The 17,143-nt window shown below is 71.7% G+C and carries 22 protein-coding genes, 1 tRNA gene and 1 riboswitch; of the genes, 13 read left to right on the plus strand and 10 right to left on the minus strand.

The features are described from left to right. The first annotated feature begins 174 nt into the window (after positions 1-174). Positions 175-618, plus strand: coding sequence for a hypothetical protein (locus tag ACXKR8_RS39370; RefSeq protein WP_458269302.1), 444 nt, complete (start codon positions 175-177; stop codon positions 616-618). Between the two features lie 38 nt (positions 619-656). Here the strand turns inward: ACXKR8_RS39370 and ACXKR8_RS39375 are convergent, their stop codons facing one another. Further along, positions 657-1,268 carry a LysE/ArgO family amino acid transporter gene (locus ACXKR8_RS39375; protein ID WP_458269303.1) on the minus strand — a complete coding sequence of 204 codons (612 nt, stop codon included), beginning with the start codon at positions 1,266-1,268 and terminating at the stop codon, positions 657-659. 68 nt (positions 1,269-1,336) lie between these two features. Between ACXKR8_RS39375 and ACXKR8_RS39380 the strand changes: the two genes are divergently transcribed. After that, positions 1,337-2,221: a LysR family transcriptional regulator ArgP gene (locus ACXKR8_RS39380; protein ID WP_458269304.1), complete on the plus strand. Its 885-nt coding sequence runs from the start codon at positions 1,337-1,339 to the stop codon at positions 2,219-2,221. A 16-nt stretch (positions 2,222-2,237) separates the two neighbouring features. Here the strand turns inward: ACXKR8_RS39380 and ACXKR8_RS39385 are convergent, their stop codons facing one another. Further along, positions 2,238-2,984: a Mut7-C RNAse domain-containing protein gene (locus tag ACXKR8_RS39385; protein ID WP_458269305.1), complete on the minus strand. Its 747-nt coding sequence runs from the start codon at positions 2,982-2,984 to the stop codon at positions 2,238-2,240. A gap of 185 nt (positions 2,985-3,169) precedes the next feature. Here ACXKR8_RS39385 and ACXKR8_RS39390 point away from each other — a divergent pair, with 185 nt between their 5' ends. Further along, positions 3,170-3,352 (plus strand): hypothetical protein, encoded by a 183-nt coding sequence (locus tag ACXKR8_RS39390; RefSeq protein ID WP_462100027.1) that lies wholly within the window; start codon positions 3,170-3,172, stop codon positions 3,350-3,352. Positions 3,353-3,541: 189 nt separating this feature from the next. On the opposite strand, the gene ACXKR8_RS39395 is transcribed toward ACXKR8_RS39390, so the two are convergent. From ACXKR8_RS39395 to ACXKR8_RS39410, 4 genes are all read right to left on the minus strand, one after another. Then, positions 3,542-3,679: transfer RNA gene (locus tag ACXKR8_RS39395), tRNA-OTHER, on the minus strand. 115 nt (positions 3,680-3,794) lie between these two features. Further along, positions 3,795-4,526 carry a DUF7873 family protein gene (locus tag ACXKR8_RS39400; RefSeq protein ID WP_458269307.1) on the minus strand — a complete coding sequence of 244 codons (732 nt, stop codon included), beginning with the start codon at positions 4,524-4,526 and terminating at the stop codon, positions 3,795-3,797. An 82-nt stretch (positions 4,527-4,608) separates the two neighbouring features. Further along, positions 4,609-5,214, minus strand: coding sequence for a hypothetical protein (locus ACXKR8_RS39405; RefSeq protein WP_458269308.1), 606 nt, complete (start codon positions 5,212-5,214; stop codon positions 4,609-4,611). A gap of 116 nt (positions 5,215-5,330) precedes the next feature. Further along, on the minus strand, positions 5,331-6,446 hold the full coding sequence (locus tag ACXKR8_RS39410; RefSeq protein WP_458269309.1) for a serine hydrolase domain-containing protein: 1,116 nt from the start codon (positions 6,444-6,446) through the stop codon (positions 5,331-5,333). Between the two features lie 86 nt (positions 6,447-6,532). Here ACXKR8_RS39410 and ACXKR8_RS39415 point away from each other — a divergent pair, with 86 nt between their 5' ends. From ACXKR8_RS39415 to ACXKR8_RS39435, 5 genes are all read left to right on the plus strand, one after another. Then, positions 6,533-7,414: an AraC family transcriptional regulator gene (locus ACXKR8_RS39415; RefSeq protein WP_458269310.1), complete on the plus strand. Its 882-nt coding sequence runs from the start codon at positions 6,533-6,535 to the stop codon at positions 7,412-7,414. A gap of 39 nt (positions 7,415-7,453) precedes the next feature. Beyond that, positions 7,454-8,170, plus strand: coding sequence for a Type 1 glutamine amidotransferase-like domain-containing protein (locus ACXKR8_RS39420; protein WP_458269311.1), 717 nt, complete (start codon positions 7,454-7,456; stop codon positions 8,168-8,170). A 54-nt stretch (positions 8,171-8,224) separates the two neighbouring features. Further along, the gene (locus ACXKR8_RS39425) at positions 8,225-8,929 is read left to right on the plus strand and encodes a transglycosylase SLT domain-containing protein (RefSeq protein WP_458269312.1); all 705 of its coding nucleotides are present in this window, start codon (positions 8,225-8,227) and stop codon (positions 8,927-8,929) included. Positions 8,930-9,068: 139 nt separating this feature from the next. Then, the gene (locus ACXKR8_RS39430) at positions 9,069-9,620 is read left to right on the plus strand and encodes an RNA polymerase sigma factor (protein WP_458269313.1); all 552 of its coding nucleotides are present in this window, start codon (positions 9,069-9,071) and stop codon (positions 9,618-9,620) included. Then, the gene (locus ACXKR8_RS39435; protein ID WP_458269314.1) at positions 9,617-10,267 is read left to right on the plus strand and encodes a hypothetical protein; all 651 of its coding nucleotides are present in this window, start codon (positions 9,617-9,619) and stop codon (positions 10,265-10,267) included. Before ACXKR8_RS39430 ends, ACXKR8_RS39435 begins: the two co-directional genes overlap by 4 nt. A gap of 39 nt (positions 10,268-10,306) precedes the next feature. Here ACXKR8_RS39435 and ACXKR8_RS39440 read toward each other — a convergent pair whose 3' ends face one another. Beyond that, positions 10,307-11,047 carry an HNH endonuclease family protein gene (locus tag ACXKR8_RS39440; RefSeq protein WP_458269315.1) on the minus strand — a complete coding sequence of 247 codons (741 nt, stop codon included), beginning with the start codon at positions 11,045-11,047 and terminating at the stop codon, positions 10,307-10,309. A gap of 220 nt (positions 11,048-11,267) precedes the next feature. On the opposite strand from ACXKR8_RS39440, the gene ACXKR8_RS39445 reads away from it, so the two are divergent. Both ACXKR8_RS39445 and cobF read left to right on the plus strand, forming a co-directional pair. Then, positions 11,268-11,921 (plus strand): DUF4232 domain-containing protein, encoded by a 654-nt coding sequence (locus ACXKR8_RS39445; protein WP_458269316.1) that lies wholly within the window; start codon positions 11,268-11,270, stop codon positions 11,919-11,921. Positions 11,922-11,950: 29 nt separating this feature from the next. Further along, positions 11,951-12,745, plus strand: coding sequence for a precorrin-6A synthase (deacetylating) (gene cobF / locus ACXKR8_RS39450; protein WP_458269317.1), 795 nt, complete (start codon positions 11,951-11,953; stop codon positions 12,743-12,745). On the opposite strand, the gene ACXKR8_RS39455 is transcribed toward cobF, so the two are convergent. After that, a complete protein-coding gene (locus ACXKR8_RS39455) occupies positions 12,712-13,488 on the minus strand; it encodes a cobalt-precorrin-6A reductase (protein ID WP_458269318.1) in 777 nt (258 codons plus the stop codon). The genes cobF and ACXKR8_RS39455 overlap by 34 nt on opposite strands. A gap of 100 nt (positions 13,489-13,588) precedes the next feature. Here ACXKR8_RS39455 and ACXKR8_RS39460 point away from each other — a divergent pair, with 100 nt between their 5' ends. The 3 genes from ACXKR8_RS39460 to ACXKR8_RS39470 all read left to right on the plus strand — a co-directional run bounded on the left by ACXKR8_RS39460 (position 13,589) and on the right by ACXKR8_RS39470 (position 15,675). Next, a complete protein-coding gene (locus ACXKR8_RS39460; RefSeq protein WP_458269319.1) occupies positions 13,589-14,350 on the plus strand; it encodes a DUF2470 domain-containing protein in 762 nt (253 codons plus the stop codon). 25 nt (positions 14,351-14,375) lie between these two features. Beyond that, a riboswitch (cobalamin riboswitch) is annotated at positions 14,376-14,510 on the plus strand. Positions 14,511-14,550: 40 nt separating this feature from the next. Beyond that, positions 14,551-14,769, plus strand: a complete 219-nt coding sequence (locus tag ACXKR8_RS39465) for a CbtB domain-containing protein (RefSeq protein WP_458269320.1) — start codon at positions 14,551-14,553, stop codon at positions 14,767-14,769. A gap of 33 nt (positions 14,770-14,802) precedes the next feature. Beyond that, entirely contained in the window at positions 14,803-15,675 is an 873-nt protein-coding gene (locus ACXKR8_RS39470) for a CbtA family protein (protein WP_458269321.1), read from the plus strand. 16 nt (positions 15,676-15,691) lie between these two features. On the opposite strand, the gene ACXKR8_RS39475 is transcribed toward ACXKR8_RS39470, so the two are convergent. Together ACXKR8_RS39475 and ACXKR8_RS39480 are read right to left on the minus strand one after the other, a co-directional pair. Beyond that, entirely contained in the window at positions 15,692-16,654 is a 963-nt protein-coding gene (locus ACXKR8_RS39475) for an aldo/keto reductase (protein ID WP_458269322.1), read from the minus strand. After that, positions 16,651-17,037, minus strand: coding sequence for a winged helix-turn-helix transcriptional regulator (locus ACXKR8_RS39480; protein ID WP_458269323.1), 387 nt, complete (start codon positions 17,035-17,037; stop codon positions 16,651-16,653). Before ACXKR8_RS39480 ends, ACXKR8_RS39475 begins: the two co-directional genes overlap by 4 nt. Positions 17,038-17,143: the final 106 nt, after the last annotated feature.

Here is a 17,143-nt window from a genome sequence, read left to right on the forward strand (position 1 = left end):
GACGCCGTCCGTCGCGTCCAGTCGACGGCTGCGGGGGACCGGGAGCCGCTCCGGTCCTTCGCTGCCGCCAAGCTTGGCTGCCTGCTGTGATCACTATCCTGCCCCGCGCTTGTTAAGGGCGTGATGCGGATGCGTGTCGTGAACGTACGAGTTCTGGCCGCTATCGTCGCGATCATGCCGATGCCCGAAATCCTGCCGATCCGCCATGAGCCCGACCACCGCACCGAGACCATCGGCCGCCATCGCGGCGGGCAGTTCTTCGGCTACGCCACCGGGGTCCGCGGCAGCGACCGCTTCTACGCGGTGCTGCACCTCTTCGACCATGACGGCACCCACCTGCACACCAGGGTCTGGCCGACGGCGGCGGACCGCAGCGAGGACCCCCGGGTGGACGAGGTGCTGGCGAAGCTGGAGGACTGGCTGACCGCCCTCCCCGGGCGCGAGTACGGCGACATCGCGGTGCGCAGGTTCGAGGAGACCATCGACGGCCAGCAGTTCGGCCTGGTCGCCGAGTCGCACGGGGACTACCCGGAGGGCGCGGAGGAGGACGACTGGATCGAGCTCTACCCGGCCGGCCTGGGCTTCCACGCCCCCTGGGACGGCCACTACGACACCTGAGCAGAAGCCGCAGAGCCCCGCCGACCCCGTCAGCCCGGTCAGCCCCGGCCGAACATGACCACGCCCAGCGCCGTCATGGTGCAGGCGATCACGGCGTCCAGCACCCGCCAGGCCTGCGGGCGGGCGAAGAGGCGGCCGAGCAGCCGCGCGCCGAAGCCGAGCCCGGCGAACCAGAGCACGCTCGCGGTCACCGCGCCGGCGCCGAAGGCCCAGCGTTCCGATCCGTAGCTGTTGGCGACCGAGCCCAGCAGCAGCACGGTGTCCAGGTAGACATGCGGGTTCAGCCATGTCAGCGCCAGACAGGTGAGCACGCTCGCGCGCAGCGAACGGCTCGGGCCGCCGCCCGGGTCCAGCCGGGAGGGGCGCAGCGCGCGCCGGGCCGCGAGCAGTCCGTAGCCGACCAGGAAGGCGCCGCCGACCCAGGCGACCACGGTGAGCGCGCCCGGCCAGGACTTCAGCACCGCGCCGACCCCCCTGATGCCGAGCCCGATCAGCAGCGCGTCGGACCCCGCGCAGATCGCGACCAGCACAGGTACGTGCTCGCGCCGGATCCCCTGCCGCAGCACAAAGGCGTTCTGGGCGCCGATGGCCACGATCAGGGACAGTCCGGTGCCGAATCCGGCGGCCGCCGCGAGCAGAGTGTGGGGCATGACCTGAGACTAGGAACGGCAGCTCCATCAGACCAGCTAATGTTTCTTCAGTAACATAAGCGATTGTGATGACAGACCTTCCTCTGGACCAGGTCCGCACCCTGCTCGCCGCCGTGGACGAGGGCACCTTCGACGCCGCCGCCCGCGCCCTGCGGGTGACGCCGTCCGCGGTCAGCCAGCGGATCAAGGCGTTGGAGCAACGGACCGGACGGGTGCTGCTGCTGCGGTCCAAGCCGGTCGAGCTGACCGCCTCCGGCGAGGTCGTGGTCCGCTTCGCGCGCCAACTGGCCCTGCTGGAAAGAGATGCCGGCGCCGAGCTGGGCCTGGCCGAGACCGGCCGGCCGACCCGTTTGTCGATCGCGGTCAACGCGGACTCGCTGGCGACCTGGTTCCTGCCCGCGCTCGCCGCGGCGGCCGCGCAGCTGCCGATCTGCTTCGACCTGCACCGCGAGGACCAGGACCACACCACCCAGCTGCTGCGGCAGGGCCTGGTCATGGCCGCGGTCACCTCCTCCCCGCACCCGGTGCAGGGCTGCACCGTGCGCAGGCTGGGGCAGATGCGCTATCGGGCCATGGCCGCCCCCGGGTTCGTCTCCGACCGGCTGTCGCACGGCCCGCTGCGGGAGGTGCTGGGCGACGCCCCGGTGGTGGTCTTCGACCGCAGGGACGACCTGCAGGACGGGTTCCTGCGCCGACTGGCCCCTGGGCGGGCGGCTCCCACCGCCCGGCACTACGTCCCGGCCTCCGAGGCCTATCTCGAAGCGGTGGCGGCCGGCCTGGGCTGGGGCATGATCCCCGACGCCCAGGCGGCGCCCCACCGGGCCTCCGGCGCCCTGGTCGACCTGGCCCCCGACCGGCCCGTGGACGTCCCGCTCTACTGGCAGCAGTGGAAGCTCGACTCCCCGGCGCTCACCGTCCTCGCCGAGGCTGTCGCCCGCGCGGCGGCGTCCTGATCACGTTGGGTCCGGCTCAGCTCCGCGCGGCGCAGCCCCGTGCGGCAGCGGTGAGCTGCTGTGCCTCCTCGACGATCGCCTCCAGCCGGGCGTGGTGGGCGCCGCGCCAGTAGACCTGGGCGCAGTCGTCGCACTGGGCGAAGACGTCGTAGGAGCGTTCGGTGCCGTCGTGCAGCTGCTCGTGCAGGGTTGCCTTGTCGGCGGGGCGCAGGGTGCCGTTGCAGGAGGTGCACCGGGTCCACGGCCGCAGCTCCGGGGCGAACCGGGCCAGCACGTCCTTGAGCTGCTCGGGCGGCCGGTGGCTGTAGATGTACGCCCCGGCCCACAGCTCGCGGCGGCGCAGCAGCCCGCGGTCGCGGCTGAGCATGACCCGCTGCTCGGCGGCGGAGCGGGTGGCGAGGGCGGCGTCGCCGATGTCCACGCTCTCGTAGGCGGCGTCGATGCCGAGCAGCCGCAGCCGGCGGGCGAGCGTGCCGAGGTGGACGTCCAGCAGGAAGCGGGTCGGGCCCGGCAGCTGCTGCGGTCTGGCCACGGCGTCGACGGTGACCGTCTCGCCGTCGACCGGGAGGTGCGCCGTCCGCACCTGGCGTCCGTCCACCACCAGGGTGCCGACCTCGGTGAGCGGGATTCCCAGGGACTCCACGACATGGCCGAGCGTCGACGTGCCGTCGGTCAGGAGCGGCGAGCGCCCGGTCCGCCGGGCACCGGCGACGAAGATGTGCAGTTCAGGGGCGAATTCTATTGAGATCTCCGGTCTCTCCACCTCGTCAGCATGCCAGCGGGCGGCAGGTCCCCGCCAACCCTTTCCGAGCAACGGACGGGCGGCGGACCACAGCACGGGTGGTCCGGGCGCGATCCGGGCGCCGCGGGGGCGCACACTGGGGTATGGCCCTTCCCAGCGCACACGCATGCAGCCTCTGTTCCGCCGACGGTACGACCGGAACGACCGTGCACGAGGACCTGGTGGTCGGTGCCCCGCTGTCCATGGAGGACCTCGACGACGCCCAGCGGCTGGCCCGCTTCGCCGGCAAGTACGTGCACGACGGCTGCGAGGTGGTCGAGGTGCGCAAGGTGGAGTCCGACAGCCTCGGCGGCTACGCCTGGTCGGTCCGCTTCCTGGAAGGCCACTGAGCCTCGAAGGCCACTGACCGGTCCACCGACCGCTTCGGCCCTGGCGGCGGACGTGGCGAGACCCCGGAGCGATATCCCGCTTCCGGGGCCTCTGTGAGGTGCCACCTGGATTTCACGCCGGCACATTTAAGACGTCAGGTCAGTCCTGAGTTCGCATCGCTCTGCCATTGAGCGCACCCGGGCACGGAGAGCCCGGGGCCGGATTCGAACCGGCAGCCTGCGACGGGGGCCCGACGTCATTCGATCCGGCGATCGGTGACGATACTGAATCTGGAGCGAGAGTCTGAAGGTGATGGCGGTTGCCTCTACCACTTGGGCTACCCGGGCCTGTGGTGCCCGGGGGAGGATTCGAACCTCCACTTGACCGCGTTGTCAGTCTCAGCGTCAGTTTCAGCTTGCGCTCCTCGCGCACCCCGCCCGAAGGCGGGGAGTCTGTGGGGGACTACTCGAAGAGGTACCCGAACACCGCGCCGCCGACCCGCTGGTCGACCACCTCGGCGCCGTTCGCCTCCTCGCGGGCGAACTTCACTGCCTGCTGCAGCTTCTCCACCCGCTCCAGCAGGTCGTTGACCCGCCGGGCCGGCAGCGCGCCGGAGAACTTCACCAGGGTCCAGTACCCGACGGTGACGTCCTCGGTGTAGACGTCGACCTGGGCCGGGTGCTCCTTGGTGGCCTCGGCCTTGACGTGGTTGCGGTAGACCTTCTTGGTGCGGTGGGTCCGCACCGGGTCGGTCCGCCAGGAGTCCGTGGACTCGTCCTTGGTCCAGCTCTCGGACGGGTCGAGCACCGGCAGCTTCTTGACGAAGGTGTGCAGGTCGACCAACTGCTTCTCCAGGAACAGCAGATAGCTCACCGGTGCGCCCTCGACCAGCCTGCGGCCGTCCACCGTGACATCGGCCTTGGCGGTGCAGTTCGCCCAGTCCTTGGTCGCGGTGACGTCGAACAGCCGGGTGAGGGTCGCCGCGGTGGCGGCGATCGCGTCCTCGGCCTTGACCTGCACCCGGGTCGACTCGGGCGGGAGTACCTCGCCCTCCTCGTCCTTCGGCTGGTAGGTCCGGCTGAGCCCGGACAGCAGCGCGGTCTTCTGCACATCGTGGTGGGCGGCGGTGAGTTCGGCGAAGGACTTGGTCTTGACGCCCTTCTCCACCGCGATGATCTGGTTGAGCTTGGCCACGCTCTGCTCCTCTCCCTCTTGTCACTGATCCCTCGTGGACTGATCGAGACGGTACAGCAATCGAGTGACAGTTCGGACCGAATTATCCCGCGGCGCGGACCGCGCCGAGTTGCGTCTCCAGCGACAGCAGGGTCATCGTCCCGGCGTACAGCTCGCTTGTCCCGGCGGTGAGTTGGGCCGCGATCGAGTTGCTCACGCCGTCCACGCAGGCGTCCGCGCCCAGCCCCAGGTGGCCCAGCGCCTCGGCCCAGGAGCCCTGCGCCCCGGTGTCCGGCAGCGGCCGGAGGGCCTGTGCGGCCGCCACATCGCTGCCCAGCTGACTGCAGTCGCTGCCAAGGGCGTTGAAGTCCTGCCGGATGTTGTCGGTGGCGATCCGGTCTGAGTCCCCTGTGAGCAGGGTGACGGCCTGCTGCCCGCCGCCGACGTACCAGGCCTTGACGGCAGGGGCGCTGGCGGCGCCGATCCGGATCGGCGGCGGCGCGGGCGAACTACTGTTGGTGGCAGCGGAAGGAGCGCTGACGGGATGCCGACTTCCCTGGCCGCCAGTAGAATTGACGGTCAGTCCGATGGCGATCGCCGCGGCGGCGGCGACGCCGACGATCCACCGTCTGCGGACGGTTCTGCCGTCCCGCGGCACCGGCGGCTCACTGCCGAGGATGTCGCTGCCGAAGTCGTCGTTCTCACTCATCGCATCCGCCCCTTCGACCTGCCCGAAGGCTACCCGGCAGCAGCGCCGGCGCGGTAGCGACAGCGAGCGCGGGCCCGCGGCACGTCCACCAGGTGACCCGCACGGGGCCGGCGCGGTCAGTGCAGGCCGCTGTAGGCGGCCAGCACGATCTCCATGCCGCGGTTGTCCTCCTGCCGTTCCCGGTCGATCATCTGGTTCATCACATAGGCCACCGTCATGCGTGCACCGGGATCGCTCACCACCAGCGAGCCGCCCCAGCCGCCCCAGCCGAAGGTGTTGCCGAACTTGCCGAAGCCCACCGTCCAGGCCATCGGCGTCCCCAGCACGCGGTCGTCGCCGCGGAACACCTCCTGCCACGCGGGCTCGCAGCCCCGGGCGGACAGCAGTCGTACGCCGCCGGCCGAACCCTGGTTCGCCAGGACCGACTGGACCAGGGCGACCGAGCGGGCGTTGCCGAAACCGTTCACCGCGGGGAGCTGCGCCCGGCGCCAGGCAAAGGAGTTGGCGTCGCTGACCCGGATCACGGCACCGGTGTGCTCCCGGCGGGTGCCGTCCGGTCCTGGCGGTGCGGTGGCGGCGTACTCGTCGGTCAGTGACGGCGGCGGGATGAGCGGTGCGACGCGGTGGTCGTGCTCGGCGGAGAGCCCGAGGTGGAAGTCCGCGCCCAGCGGCTCGGCCACCTCTTCGGCGAAGAACTCGCCAGGACTGCGACCGGTGATCCGGCGGACGATCTCACCCACCAGGAAGCCGAAGGTGAGCGCGTGATAGCCGGCGGCCGTTCCCGGCTCCCACGCGGGCGCCTGCGCGGCCAGCCCCGCCGTCACGCCCTGCCAGTCGTAGAGCTCCTCGACCGCGGTCGGCCCGGACAGGTCCGGCAGCCCCGCGGTGTGCGACAGCACGTGCCGTACCAGCACGTTCTCCTTGCCGGCCGCGGCGAACTCGGGCCAGTAGGCGGCCACCGGCGCAGCCAGGTCCAGCTCGCCCCGGTCGGCCAGGATCAGCGCGCACAGGGCGGTCATGTTCTTGGTCGTCGAGTTCACACCGGTGAGGGTGTCGCGCTCCCAGCTGACGGAGCGGTCCGCGTCGGCGTAGCCGCCCCAGAGGTCGACCACCGGCTCACCGTTCAGGTAGACGGCCGCCGAGGCGCCCACGTCGTCCTTGCCGAGCAGAGCGGCGAGTGCCTCATGGACTGCGGCGAACCGCGGCTCGAAAAATCCCTTAATGTCTGTCATGGGGGTAAGCCTCAGACAACGCCGGGGCTTCCGGCCCGACAATTCCCGCACGCGTTTTGTCGGGCGGGGCGCGAGGACGGACACAGGTGCTGGAGCAGCTGAATCAGGCGCTGGACCACCTGGAGGCCTGCCTGGACCAGGAGGTCGACATGGCCGAGGTGGCCCGGATCGCGGCGGTGTCGGAGTACCACTTCCGGCGGCTGTTCTCCGCGCTGGCCGGGATGCCGCTCCCGGTCTACCTGCGGCGCCGGCGGATGACGCTCGCCGGGGCCGAGGTACTGGCCGGGGAGCTGACCCTGCTCGATGTCGCGGTGCGCTACGGGTACGGCTCGGGCGAGGCGTTCGCCCGGGCCTTCCGGTCGGTGCACGGCATCGGGCCGGGCGAGGCCCGGCGCACGGGCGCGGTGCTCACGGCACAGCCGCGGATGTCCTTCCGGGTCGTGGTCGAAGGAAGTACGACCATGCGGTACCGGATCGTGGAGAAGGAGCGGTTCCGGGTCGTCGGCAGGAAGGCCCGGGTCCCGCTCGTGCACGAGGGGGCCAACGCGGCCGCCGCGGCGCACGTGGAGAGCCTGGACGAGCGGACGATCGTCCGGATGAAGGCGCTGGCCGGCCGGGAGCCGGAGGGGATCCTGTCGGCGGTGGTGTACCTGACCGACAGTCGGGAGGAGGGCACCGAGGCGGACTACTGGGTCGGCGTGGTGACCGGTCCCGAGGCAGCCGCCGAGGAGCTCGACGCGCTCGACGTGCCGGCCGGGACCTGGGCGGTCTTCGACAACCACGGGCCCTATCCGAGCGCGCTCCAGGACCTGTGGCGGGACGTGTTCACCCAGTGGTTCCCCTCGAACCTGTACACGAGCCGGCCAGGTCCTGAGCTGCTGCGGACGCAGCCGGTGGAGCTCGGCGCGGAGACCGACTCCCAGCTGTGGATCCCGGTCGAGCGGAGCAGCGGGAGCGCCGGGGCCTGAACTTTGCCCGGTACTGACCCGTGCAACTAGGGTCGCCCGATGCGCATGTATCTCTCCTCGTTCCGGATCGGCCACCACCCCGACCGCCTGCTCGCCCTGCTCGGCGACGCCCCGGGACCGGCCGAGGTCGCCGTGATCGCCAACGCGATGGACGGCCAACCGCAGCACGAGCGGACGGCCGGGGTCGAGCGGGAGTGCGCGGCGCTGGCCGCGCTGGGACTGCGTCCGGTCGAGGTCGACCTGCGGGAGTACTTCGACCAGCCATCAGCGGCCCCGGCGGCGGAGGCCCTCGCAGCGGCGCTGGCGCGGTTCCCGATGGTCTGGGTCCGCGGCGGCAATGTGTTCATGCTGCGCTACGCCCTGGCCCGCAGCGGTGCGGACGCCGTGCTGACCGACCTGCTGCGCCGCGACGCCGTGGTCTACGCCGGATACAGCGCGGGGCCCTGCGTGCTCGCGCCCAGCCTGCGCGGGCTGGAGCTGTGCGACGACCCGCGGGCGGTGCCCGACCGCCACCCCGGCGCGGCCGTGGTCTGGGAGGGTCTCGGCATCCTCGACCACGCCGTCGTGCCCCATGTCGATTCCCCCGGCCACCCCGAGACGGAGGCGCTGGGGCTGGTCGCCGACGGCTACCGCGCCGCCGGGGTCGCCCACCGCACCCTGCGGGACGGCGAGGTGCTGCTGGTCGACGGCGCGTCCGTGCAGCTGCTGGGGCTGCGGCAGCTCGGAACCGGGGCGGGTGCGGTCGCGTCGGTGTGATCAGTCCCGCGGCGACGGTTGATACGTTGGCTGGACCTGACCAGGAGGCGAAGGATGCCAGCAGCACAGAGCCGGCGGCGATGGGGATGGGCCGTGGTGGTGGCCGCGGTCGTGGTGATCGGCTGGGCCGCCCAGCACCACGGCGGCAGCGGTGGCGGCCAGGCAGGCGCCGCAGCCACCCCGTCGAGACCGGCCTCCGCGACGGCCTCCGCGTCCGGGTCGTCCAGAGCGAGTTCGACCCCCAGCGCCTCCTCGACCCCGCTGGACCAGAACGACACCGCGCTGTTCGCACCCCAGGTGGTCACCTACGCCAGGAAGGCGGGCATCGACCCGCAACTGCTGATGGCGATCCTCTACAACGAGTCCTACAAGCCGCACGACCCGTCCTTCCAGCGGTCCTGGCAGCGGATCAAGCCCGATGCCGCCTTCGGCATCGCCAATATGCACAAGGCCGCCTTCGACGACACCAAGAAGGGCCGCGACTTCGCCTCCAGGAACTGGCAGGAACTCCCGGACGACCCGGGCCTCGCCATTGAGGCAGCCGCCTACTACCTGCACGACCTGGACACCCAGCTGCCCGCCCACCCCGTCGGCGGCCACACCAGGGACGAACTGATGGCCCTGGGCTACAACACCGGCGCAGGCAATATGCGGGCCTTCGCCCGCGGCGTCAAACCCGGCCCCCAGGCCCAGACCTACCTGGACACTCTGCACCAGAACTGGTCCAAGGCCGGCGCCGAGGTCAAGGCCGCCGAGTAGGTGCCCCGCCTGCCCTCGGGGAGGCGTGTTCGGGGACGCGTGTAACGCTTTCGGACGCTCGAGCCAAGTAGAGATGTAAGGCATTGCTCGTCCGTTCAAGGAGTCGTCCGTGCAAGCGGAGCATTCAATAGCGCCACCCGTGCGTGACCCGGCCGGGTTCGCCGAGTTCTACCAGCAGCAGTTCGACGCTGTGCTGGGCTTCGTCACCCGGCGCACCGACAGCCCGCACCTGGCCGCGGACCTGACCGCCGACATCTTCCTGGCCGCGCTCGAACAGGCGCACACCTACGACGCCCGGCGCGGCGCACCGGTCGCCTGGCTCTACGGCATCTCCCGCAACGTGCTGGCCGCCCACTTCCGGGGCAGCGCCCGCGAACAGCGGGCCGCGGCCCGGATCGCCGGCCGGCGGCTGCTGGACGACCAGGACGTCCATGCGATCGAGGGCCGCATCGACGCCGCCCGCGACGCCCGGCAGTTGGCCGCACGGCACGCCGCCCTGTCCGAGCCGCTGCGCGCGGTGCTGGACCTGGTGGCCCTGGACGCGCTGACCACCCGTGAGGCCGCCCAGGCCCTGGGGATCAGCGCGGCCACCGCCCGGGTGCGGCTGCACCGCGCCCGCAAGGCCCTGCAGCACGTCGACACCCAGACCGTCACTTCTTCCCTGCACGCCGTCTCGGAGGCCCGCTCATGACCACTCCCGTGCACTTCCAGCAGCGGCTCGCCGAGGAACTCACCGCCCGCGCCGCCACCCTGCCGCCCACCGCAGCGGTGCCGCTGCGGCCGCGCCACACCAGGCGGATCGCGGTCACCGCGCTGGGACTGGCCGCGGCCGCCACCGCTGTGGTGCTGATCCCGCATCCGGCCGCTCACCCCGCCGCCCCGCAGGCCCCGCAGGCAGGAGCGGGCCGGAGCACCGCCCCGGTTCCGAGCAGCAGTGCGCCGGTCCTGGGCGACGCCGCCTACACGGTGAAGTCCAACCAGGACGGCACCGTCACCGTCGAGGTGATGAACGTGCACGGCCTGTCCGGGCTCCAGGCGGCGCTGCAGAAGCTGGGCATCCGAGCGGTGGCCATGGCCCAGTCGGCCTCCTGCCATGAGCCGACCCCGTACGGGCTGCCCGGACTCGAGGCGGTGATGTCCGACGATCCGAACAACGGGCGGCTGAGCGTGATCCGGCCCAGCGCCATCCCGAAGGGGGAGACGCTGCTGTTCGCGGCGGCCAAGGCGCCCAACGGCGGGATCGGGAGCCTGCAGGGGATGCTGGTCCGGCACGTGCCCGGCTGCTACCCGCTGGACGACTCCGTCGGCGGCGTCGGCGGCAGCACCGGCAACCCGTAACCGCCGCGTCCCGGGGCGGGTGACGGGGGCGGGTGACGGCTACTCGGTGGGGAGGGTCTGGCTGGGGCAGCCGCTGAGGACCTTCTGCATGGCGGACTTCTCCGGGGCGGTGATCCAGAGCTTGTACTTCACCTTGACGGCGATCTGCCGGGCCACGTACTTGCAGCGGTAACCGGTGTTCGCCGGGAGCCACTCCGAGGCGTCGCCGTCGCCCTTGGCCTCGTTGGCCGGGCCGTCGGCGGCGATCAGTTCCAGCGGGTCCTCGGCCAGGTCCAGCCGCTGAGTGGCGGTCAGCTGGGCGGCGCCGGTCACCCAGGCGTCGCCGAGCGGGACCACATGGTCGATCTGGATCTTGGCCGAGTCCGGGCCGCGGACGAAGTGGATGGTCTTGCCGGTGTAGGGGTCCTGCAGGGTGCCGGTGGCGACGGTGCAGTGGCCCGACTTGTAGCTGACCCCGGTCAGGTCGCGGGCCAGTATGTCGTCCCTGGTGTCGCAGTGGTTGTGGCCACCGGGGTCGCCGTTGTTGTCGGTCCAGGCCGCGCCGAACTTCAGCCGGTCGTAGCCGGTCATGCTGCCCTTCGGACGGACCGTCAGCCCGGCCAGCGACTTGGCCGCGGCCGAGCCGCCACCTCCGTCGCCGGACGTCCCCGCGGTGGAGGTGGTACGGGCCGTCGACCCGTCGCCCGATCCGTCGCTCGACGTCCCCTGGACGGGGTGGCAGCCGGCCAGGCCGGCCATGACCACGGCGGCGCTCACTACGACGACCTGCAACCTGCGCACTCGGGCTCCCTCGGCGAACGGATGCCCAGCATAGGGGCTGGGCCGACGGCACCGCGCCGTCTCCGGATCCACTGCCCGGGTACGGTGGAGACATGCCCCCCGCCGCTCCGAGCGGCTCCGGACCGGGGGGTCACCGCGCCGGGGTGAAACCGTGACATCCAGTCAGAACCGCATGCCGCAGCCTTACGTCCCCTCAGGTATGAGACCTACGATCATGTCCATGCCTCTCCCTGTTCGACTCGTGCTGACCGCCGCCGCGCTCGGGCTCGCCCTCACCGGGTGCGGCAGCGCCGGGGGAGGCTCCGCGCCCGCACCGTCGAGCAGCGGCAGCGGCGGCGCGACCGCGCCGGGCACGTCCGGGTCCGGGGCGGCCGGCACCGGTTCGCCGACCCCCGCCCTGCCGACCGGCCCGGCCGGCAACGGCAGCTCCAGCCCGACGCAGGCGTCAGGGACGGGGGCCTGCATCGGCAGCCACCTCGCCGTCACCGCGGGCCAGACCGGTGCCGCCGCGGGCCACGTCGGTGCGCGGGTGGTCTTCAAGAACACCTCCAACGCGGCCTGCACCCTCTACGGCTTCCCGGGTGTGGCGGGGCTCGACGCCAACGGCAAGCAGCTCGTCCAGGCCAAGCGGGTCACCTCCAGCTTCCTGGGCACCGCCAAGGAGGCGTTTGTCACGCTCGCCCCCGGCGGGTTCGCCTCGGCGCTGATCGGCGGGGTGGACATCCCCAGCGGCAATGCCACCAGCTGCCCCAACTACCCCGCGCTGCTGGTCACTCCGCCCGGCACCAGGGCGTCCAGCAAGGTCGCCCTGCAGATGCCGGGCTGCCCGACCCTGGTGGTCTACCCGATCGTCGCCGGGATCCCGACGATGTAGGTGATCTCCCATGCGGCAGACTCGCGGGCATGAAGAAACTCCTTGTCATCGGCATCGGGGCGGGCGATCCCGACTACCTCACGCTCCAGGCGGTCAAGGCCATCGGCCGGGCGGACGTCTTCCTGGTCCTGGACAAGGGCGAGGAGAAGAGCGATCTGGTGCGGCTGCGCCAGGACATGCTCGCGCAGTACGCCCGCCCCGGGCACCGGGTGGTCCAGGCCGGCGACCCGGACCGGGACCGCGCCGCGGCCCCGGCCGCCTACGCCGCCGCGGTCCGGGACTGGCGGGCCCGCCGGGCCGACCTCTACCAGGCGTTCGTCCGCGACGAGGTGCCCGCCGACGGCACCGGCGCGCTGCTGGTCTGGGGCGATCCCTCGCTCTACGACAGCACCATCGCCGCGGTGGACGAGGTCCTCGCCCGCGGCGAGGTCGCCTTTGAGGCTGGGGCCGCCTTTGAGTACGCCGTCGTCCCCGGGATCAGCTGCGTCTCCGCCCTCGCGGCCGGCCATCGGATCCCGCTGAACCGGGTCGGGCAACCGGTGACGGTCACCACCGGCCGCCGGCTCGCCGCGATGGCCCCCGCCGACATCCCGGACGACGTCGCGGTGATGCTGGACGCGCACGACGCCTACGCCGGGCTCGCCGAGCCGGAGGCGTTCACCATCTACTGGGGCGCCTACATCGGCACCCCGGACGAACTGCTGCTCTCCGGGCCCGTCGCCGAGATCGCGCCGACCATCCAGCGGGTACGCGCCGAGGCCCGCGCCCGCAAGGGCTGGATCATGGACACCTACCTGCTCAGACGAGCCCGCGAAGCCAGCTGACCACGAAGCCAGTTGACCGCGGCGGCCACGTCCGTGACCGTCTCCACCCCGGGCTCCGCCGCCGGACGCCGCACCACGACCACCGGCAGCCCGGCCTCCCTCGCGGCGATCAGCTTGGCGGCCGTGGCCGCGCCGCCGCTGTCCTTGGTGACCAGGACGTCGATCCGGTGCTCGCGCAGCAGCGCCCGTTCGCCATCCAGGCTGAACGGGCCGCGGTCGAGCAGCAGTTGGCTCCGGGCCGGCAGCGGCGTCCGCGGCGGATCGACCGATCGGACCAGGAAGAACAGCTCGGACAGCCCGGCGAAGGCGGCGAGGCCCAGCCGACCCGTCGTCAGAAAGACCCGCGACCCAAGACCCGGCAGCAGCTCGGCGGCCTGCTCCAGCGACCCGGCCTCGTGCCAGCGGTCGCCGTCGACCGCGGTCCAGCCGGGCCGGCGCAGCGCCAGCAGCGGCACCCCGACCGCCGCCGCGGCCTGCGCCGCGTTGGCGCTGATCCGCGCCGCGAACGGGTGGGTGGCGTCGACCACGGCCGCGATCCGCTGCTCCCGCAGCCACGCCGCCAGCCCCTCGGCCCCGTTGAACCCGCCGACCCGCAGCTCCCCGGCGGCGGGCGGCAGCGGCTCGGCCACCCGCCCGGCCAACGCGGTGGTCACCGTCAGCCCCGGCTCCCGCCCCAGCTCGCCGACCAGCCGCCGCGCCTCCCCGGTCCCGCCCAGCACCAGCACCGCGGTGAGCGCAGACATGGATGAACCTCCCTTGTCGCTGACCACACCGTAGGGGTACTTGGCCTGGAAGCGAAGAATCTATAAGGTAAGGCTTGCCTAACTAGATGGATCCGGACGGATGGAGAGCCGCGTGGACCTCGCCGAGAGCCGAGCAGCAGAGTCAGCGGAATCGCGTGCGCATGAGCCCTCGGAGGCCGAGGTGGTGCGCAGCGTGCTGCAGCGGGCGACCTCGCTCACCGCCGTCGCCAACGGCAGCCGGCATGAACTCCTCGGCCCCGACCTGGTCGTGGTGGAGCGGGGCGAACTGCGGCTGCGGGTACCGGCCGACAGCAGGCTGGCCCGGGAGGCCGCGATGGTGGCCGGGGAGGGCAGCGGGCTGCCGCTGGTGCTGGAGTGGACCGATGTCGCCCCGCTGGCGGTCAGGGACCGGGTGCGGACCAGGGTGCGGCTGGCCGGCCTGCTTGCCTCCCGCCATGGCGGGAACGCCCGCCGTGCGCAGCAGTCGGACGGCACGGTGTCGCTGCTGCTGGACGTGCGCCAGGTGGCCCTCGCCACCGCCGGGACGAGCACCCTGGTCGACCCGGCGGAGCTGCTGCGGGTGGAGCCCGATCCGCTGGCGACGGTCGAGTCGGCGCTGCTGATCCACCTCGCCGAGGACCACCAGGACCATGTCGCCGCGCTGCTCGGCCTGATCGATCCTCAACTGCTGCGCGCGGTGGTCAGCGTGAGTCCGCTCACACTCGACCGCTACGGAATCGTGCTGCGGCTGACCCGCCGGCACTCCCATCAGGACGTCAGGCTCTCGTTCGGCGAGCCATTGCCGGACGCGGAGCAGGTGGGGCACCGGCTGCATGCGCTGCTCGCGGGTCGTCCGGCGTGATTGACGCGCTGCGTACAGGTCCGTAATCTCAACCCTGAGTGATGGCATGAGGAAGCTGGTGGAAATCCAGCACGGTCGCGCCACTGTGAGCGGGACACCGGACGTATCCAGATGAACGGTGCCTGCAAGTCAGACAGTCATCCATCACTCCGCTCCATTCGCTGAGGGACGCACGATCCCACTCAAGGAGGCTCCGACTCATGAGCAGTCTGACCGCACCCCCCGTCGCGATACCGACACCTGTCGTCCTCCCGGTGTCCAAGGCAGTCCTCTGGCTGTTCGGCACCGCGCTGATCGCGCTGGCCGTGTACTACTTCATCGGCGTTGACCAGGGCGCCTACTCCGTGTTCGGCAACGACATGCACATCCACGAGTTCGTGCACGACTCCCGCCACTTCCTCGGCTTCCCCTGCCACTGACGCGCCGCCGAGTAGAAGCACGGACAACTGGACATGGAGAAGAGACTCATCCTGCGCGGCATCATCGCCGGCGCAGTCGCCGGGCTGCTTGCGTTCGTGTTCGCACGGATCCTCGCCGAGCCCGTCATCAACACCGCGATCAATTACGAGAGCGCCCGCGACGCGGCCCAGGACGCCCTGGACAAGGCGGCCGGGGTCACCGTCCCTGACGCCGGGCCCGACATCTTCAGCCGCACCATCCAGGCCAATATCGGCATCGGTGTCGGCATGGTGTTCTTCGGCATCGCCATGGGCGCGCTGTTCGCTGTCGCCTATGCGGTCTGCCTGGGCCGGGTCGGCAATCTGAAGCCCCGCAACCTGGCGCTGCTGGTGGCGGCCGGCGGCTTCCTCGGCATGTACTTCGTGCCGTTCATCAAGTACCCGGCCAACCCGCCGTCGATCGGCCACCCCGACACCATCCACGTCCGGGGCAACCTCTATCTGGCGATGGTGCTCTGCTCGGTGCTGTTCCTGATCGGCGCGGTGGTGCTGGGCAAGCGGCTGCAGCCGCGCTTCGGCAACTGGAACGCCACCCTGCTGGCGCTGGCCGCCTACGCGGTCGCCATCGGCGTGGTGATGGCCCTGCTGCCGCAGCTGGGTGAACTGTCGGCCAACGTCAAGGAGTTCGGCCACCATGCGACCGAGACGCCGCTGCCGCTGACCGACAGCAAGGGCGCCATTGTGTTCCCCGGCTTCCCGGCGGACACGCTGTTCTCGTTCCGGTTCTACTCGGTCGCCGCGCAGTTGCTGCTGTGGGCCGTGATCGCCCTGGTCTTCGGCCCGATGGCGGAGCGGCTGCTCAGCCCGCGCCGCGAGCCGGCCGAGGCGCCGAACGCCCCGGCCCAGCCGGAGCCGGTCTCGCTCTGACGGACAATTGGGCGCGTCAGCCCAGCAGCCCCTCCGTCCGCAGGTCGTCCCACAGTTCGGCCGGGACGGGGCGGGCGATCATCGCCGCCGCGTCGGCGGCCTCCGCCGCCGAGCGGGCGCCGACCAGGACGCTGCGGACGGCGGGGTGGTCCAGCGGAAAGCGCAGCGCGGCGGCCCGCAGCGGCACGCCGTGGCGTTCGCAGACCGCCTTGATCCGCAGCGCGCGTCCCAGCAGCTCGGCCGAGGCGGGGGAGTAGTCGAAGGTGGCGCCGGGGCGCGGGTCGGCCAGCAGACCCGAGTTGAAGGCGCCGCCGACCACCACCCCGGTGCCGCGCCGCTGGGCCTCCGGCAGCAGCTCGGTCAGGCCGTCCTGGTCCAGCAGGGTGTAACGGCCGGCCAGTAGCACCACGTCCACGTCGGTCTCCCGGACGAAGCGGGTGAGCAGCGCGGACTGGTTCATCCCGGCCCCGATCGCCCGCAGCACGCCCTCGCCGCGCAGTTTCTCCAGCGCCGGGTACGCCTCGGCGAGGGCCTGCCGGCCGTGGTGGTCCGGGTCGTGGATGTAGGCGATGTCGATCCGGTCCAGCCCCAGCCGCAGCAGGCTGTCCTCGATGCTGCGGCGCACCCCGTCGGCGCTGAAGTCCCAGACCCGGCGGTGGGTGGCCGGCACCGCGAAGCCGTTGGCCAGGTCGTCGCCGCTGACCTCGGCGACCGGCTCCAGCAGTCGGCCGACCTTGGTCGACAGCGCGTAGGAGTCACGCGGCCGCTGTCCCAGCGCGGCGCCGAGCCGGCGCTCGGCCAGACCGATGCCGTAGTGCGGCGCGGTGTCGAAGTAGCGCACGCCGGCGTCCCAGGCCGCGTCGACGCAGGCGGTCGCCTCGGCGTCGCTCACCGCGGTGTAGAGGTTGCCGAGCGGGCCCGCGCCGAGACCCAGCTCGGTGACGACGACCCCGCTGCGTCCCAGCGTCCCGGTCCTCATGCGGCCCGTCGCTTTCCGGCCGCGTCGCGGACCTGCTGGGCCTCGACGATCTGCGGCATCCGCTGCTCGACCCAGCAGACCAGCTCCATGACCAGCTCCGCGGCCTCGACGCCGGACGCGGTCAGGCTGTACTCGACCCGGGGCGGGATCTCCGGATACGCCTCGCGCAGCAGGAAGCCGTCGCGTTCCAGGGTCTGCAGGGTCTGCGCGAGCATCTTCTCGCTCACCCCGTCGATCCGCCGCCGCAGCTCGCTGAAGCGATAGGTCCGCTCGGCCAGCGCGCCGAGGGCGAGCACACCCCAGCGGCTGGTGACATGCTCCAGGACCAGCCGGGAGGGGCAGTCCTTGCTGAAGACCGTGAACGGAATCTCACTAACTGACATGACACCAGCTTACTCCAAAGTGGGTACTTCCGAATCGAAAGTGGCTCGCCTAGCGTAGGAAGCGCAGGAATTGTCCGTTTCTGTTCGACTTGGGTTCCACGCAACG

Source organism: Streptacidiphilus sp. PAMC 29251 (genome assembly GCF_054208735.2).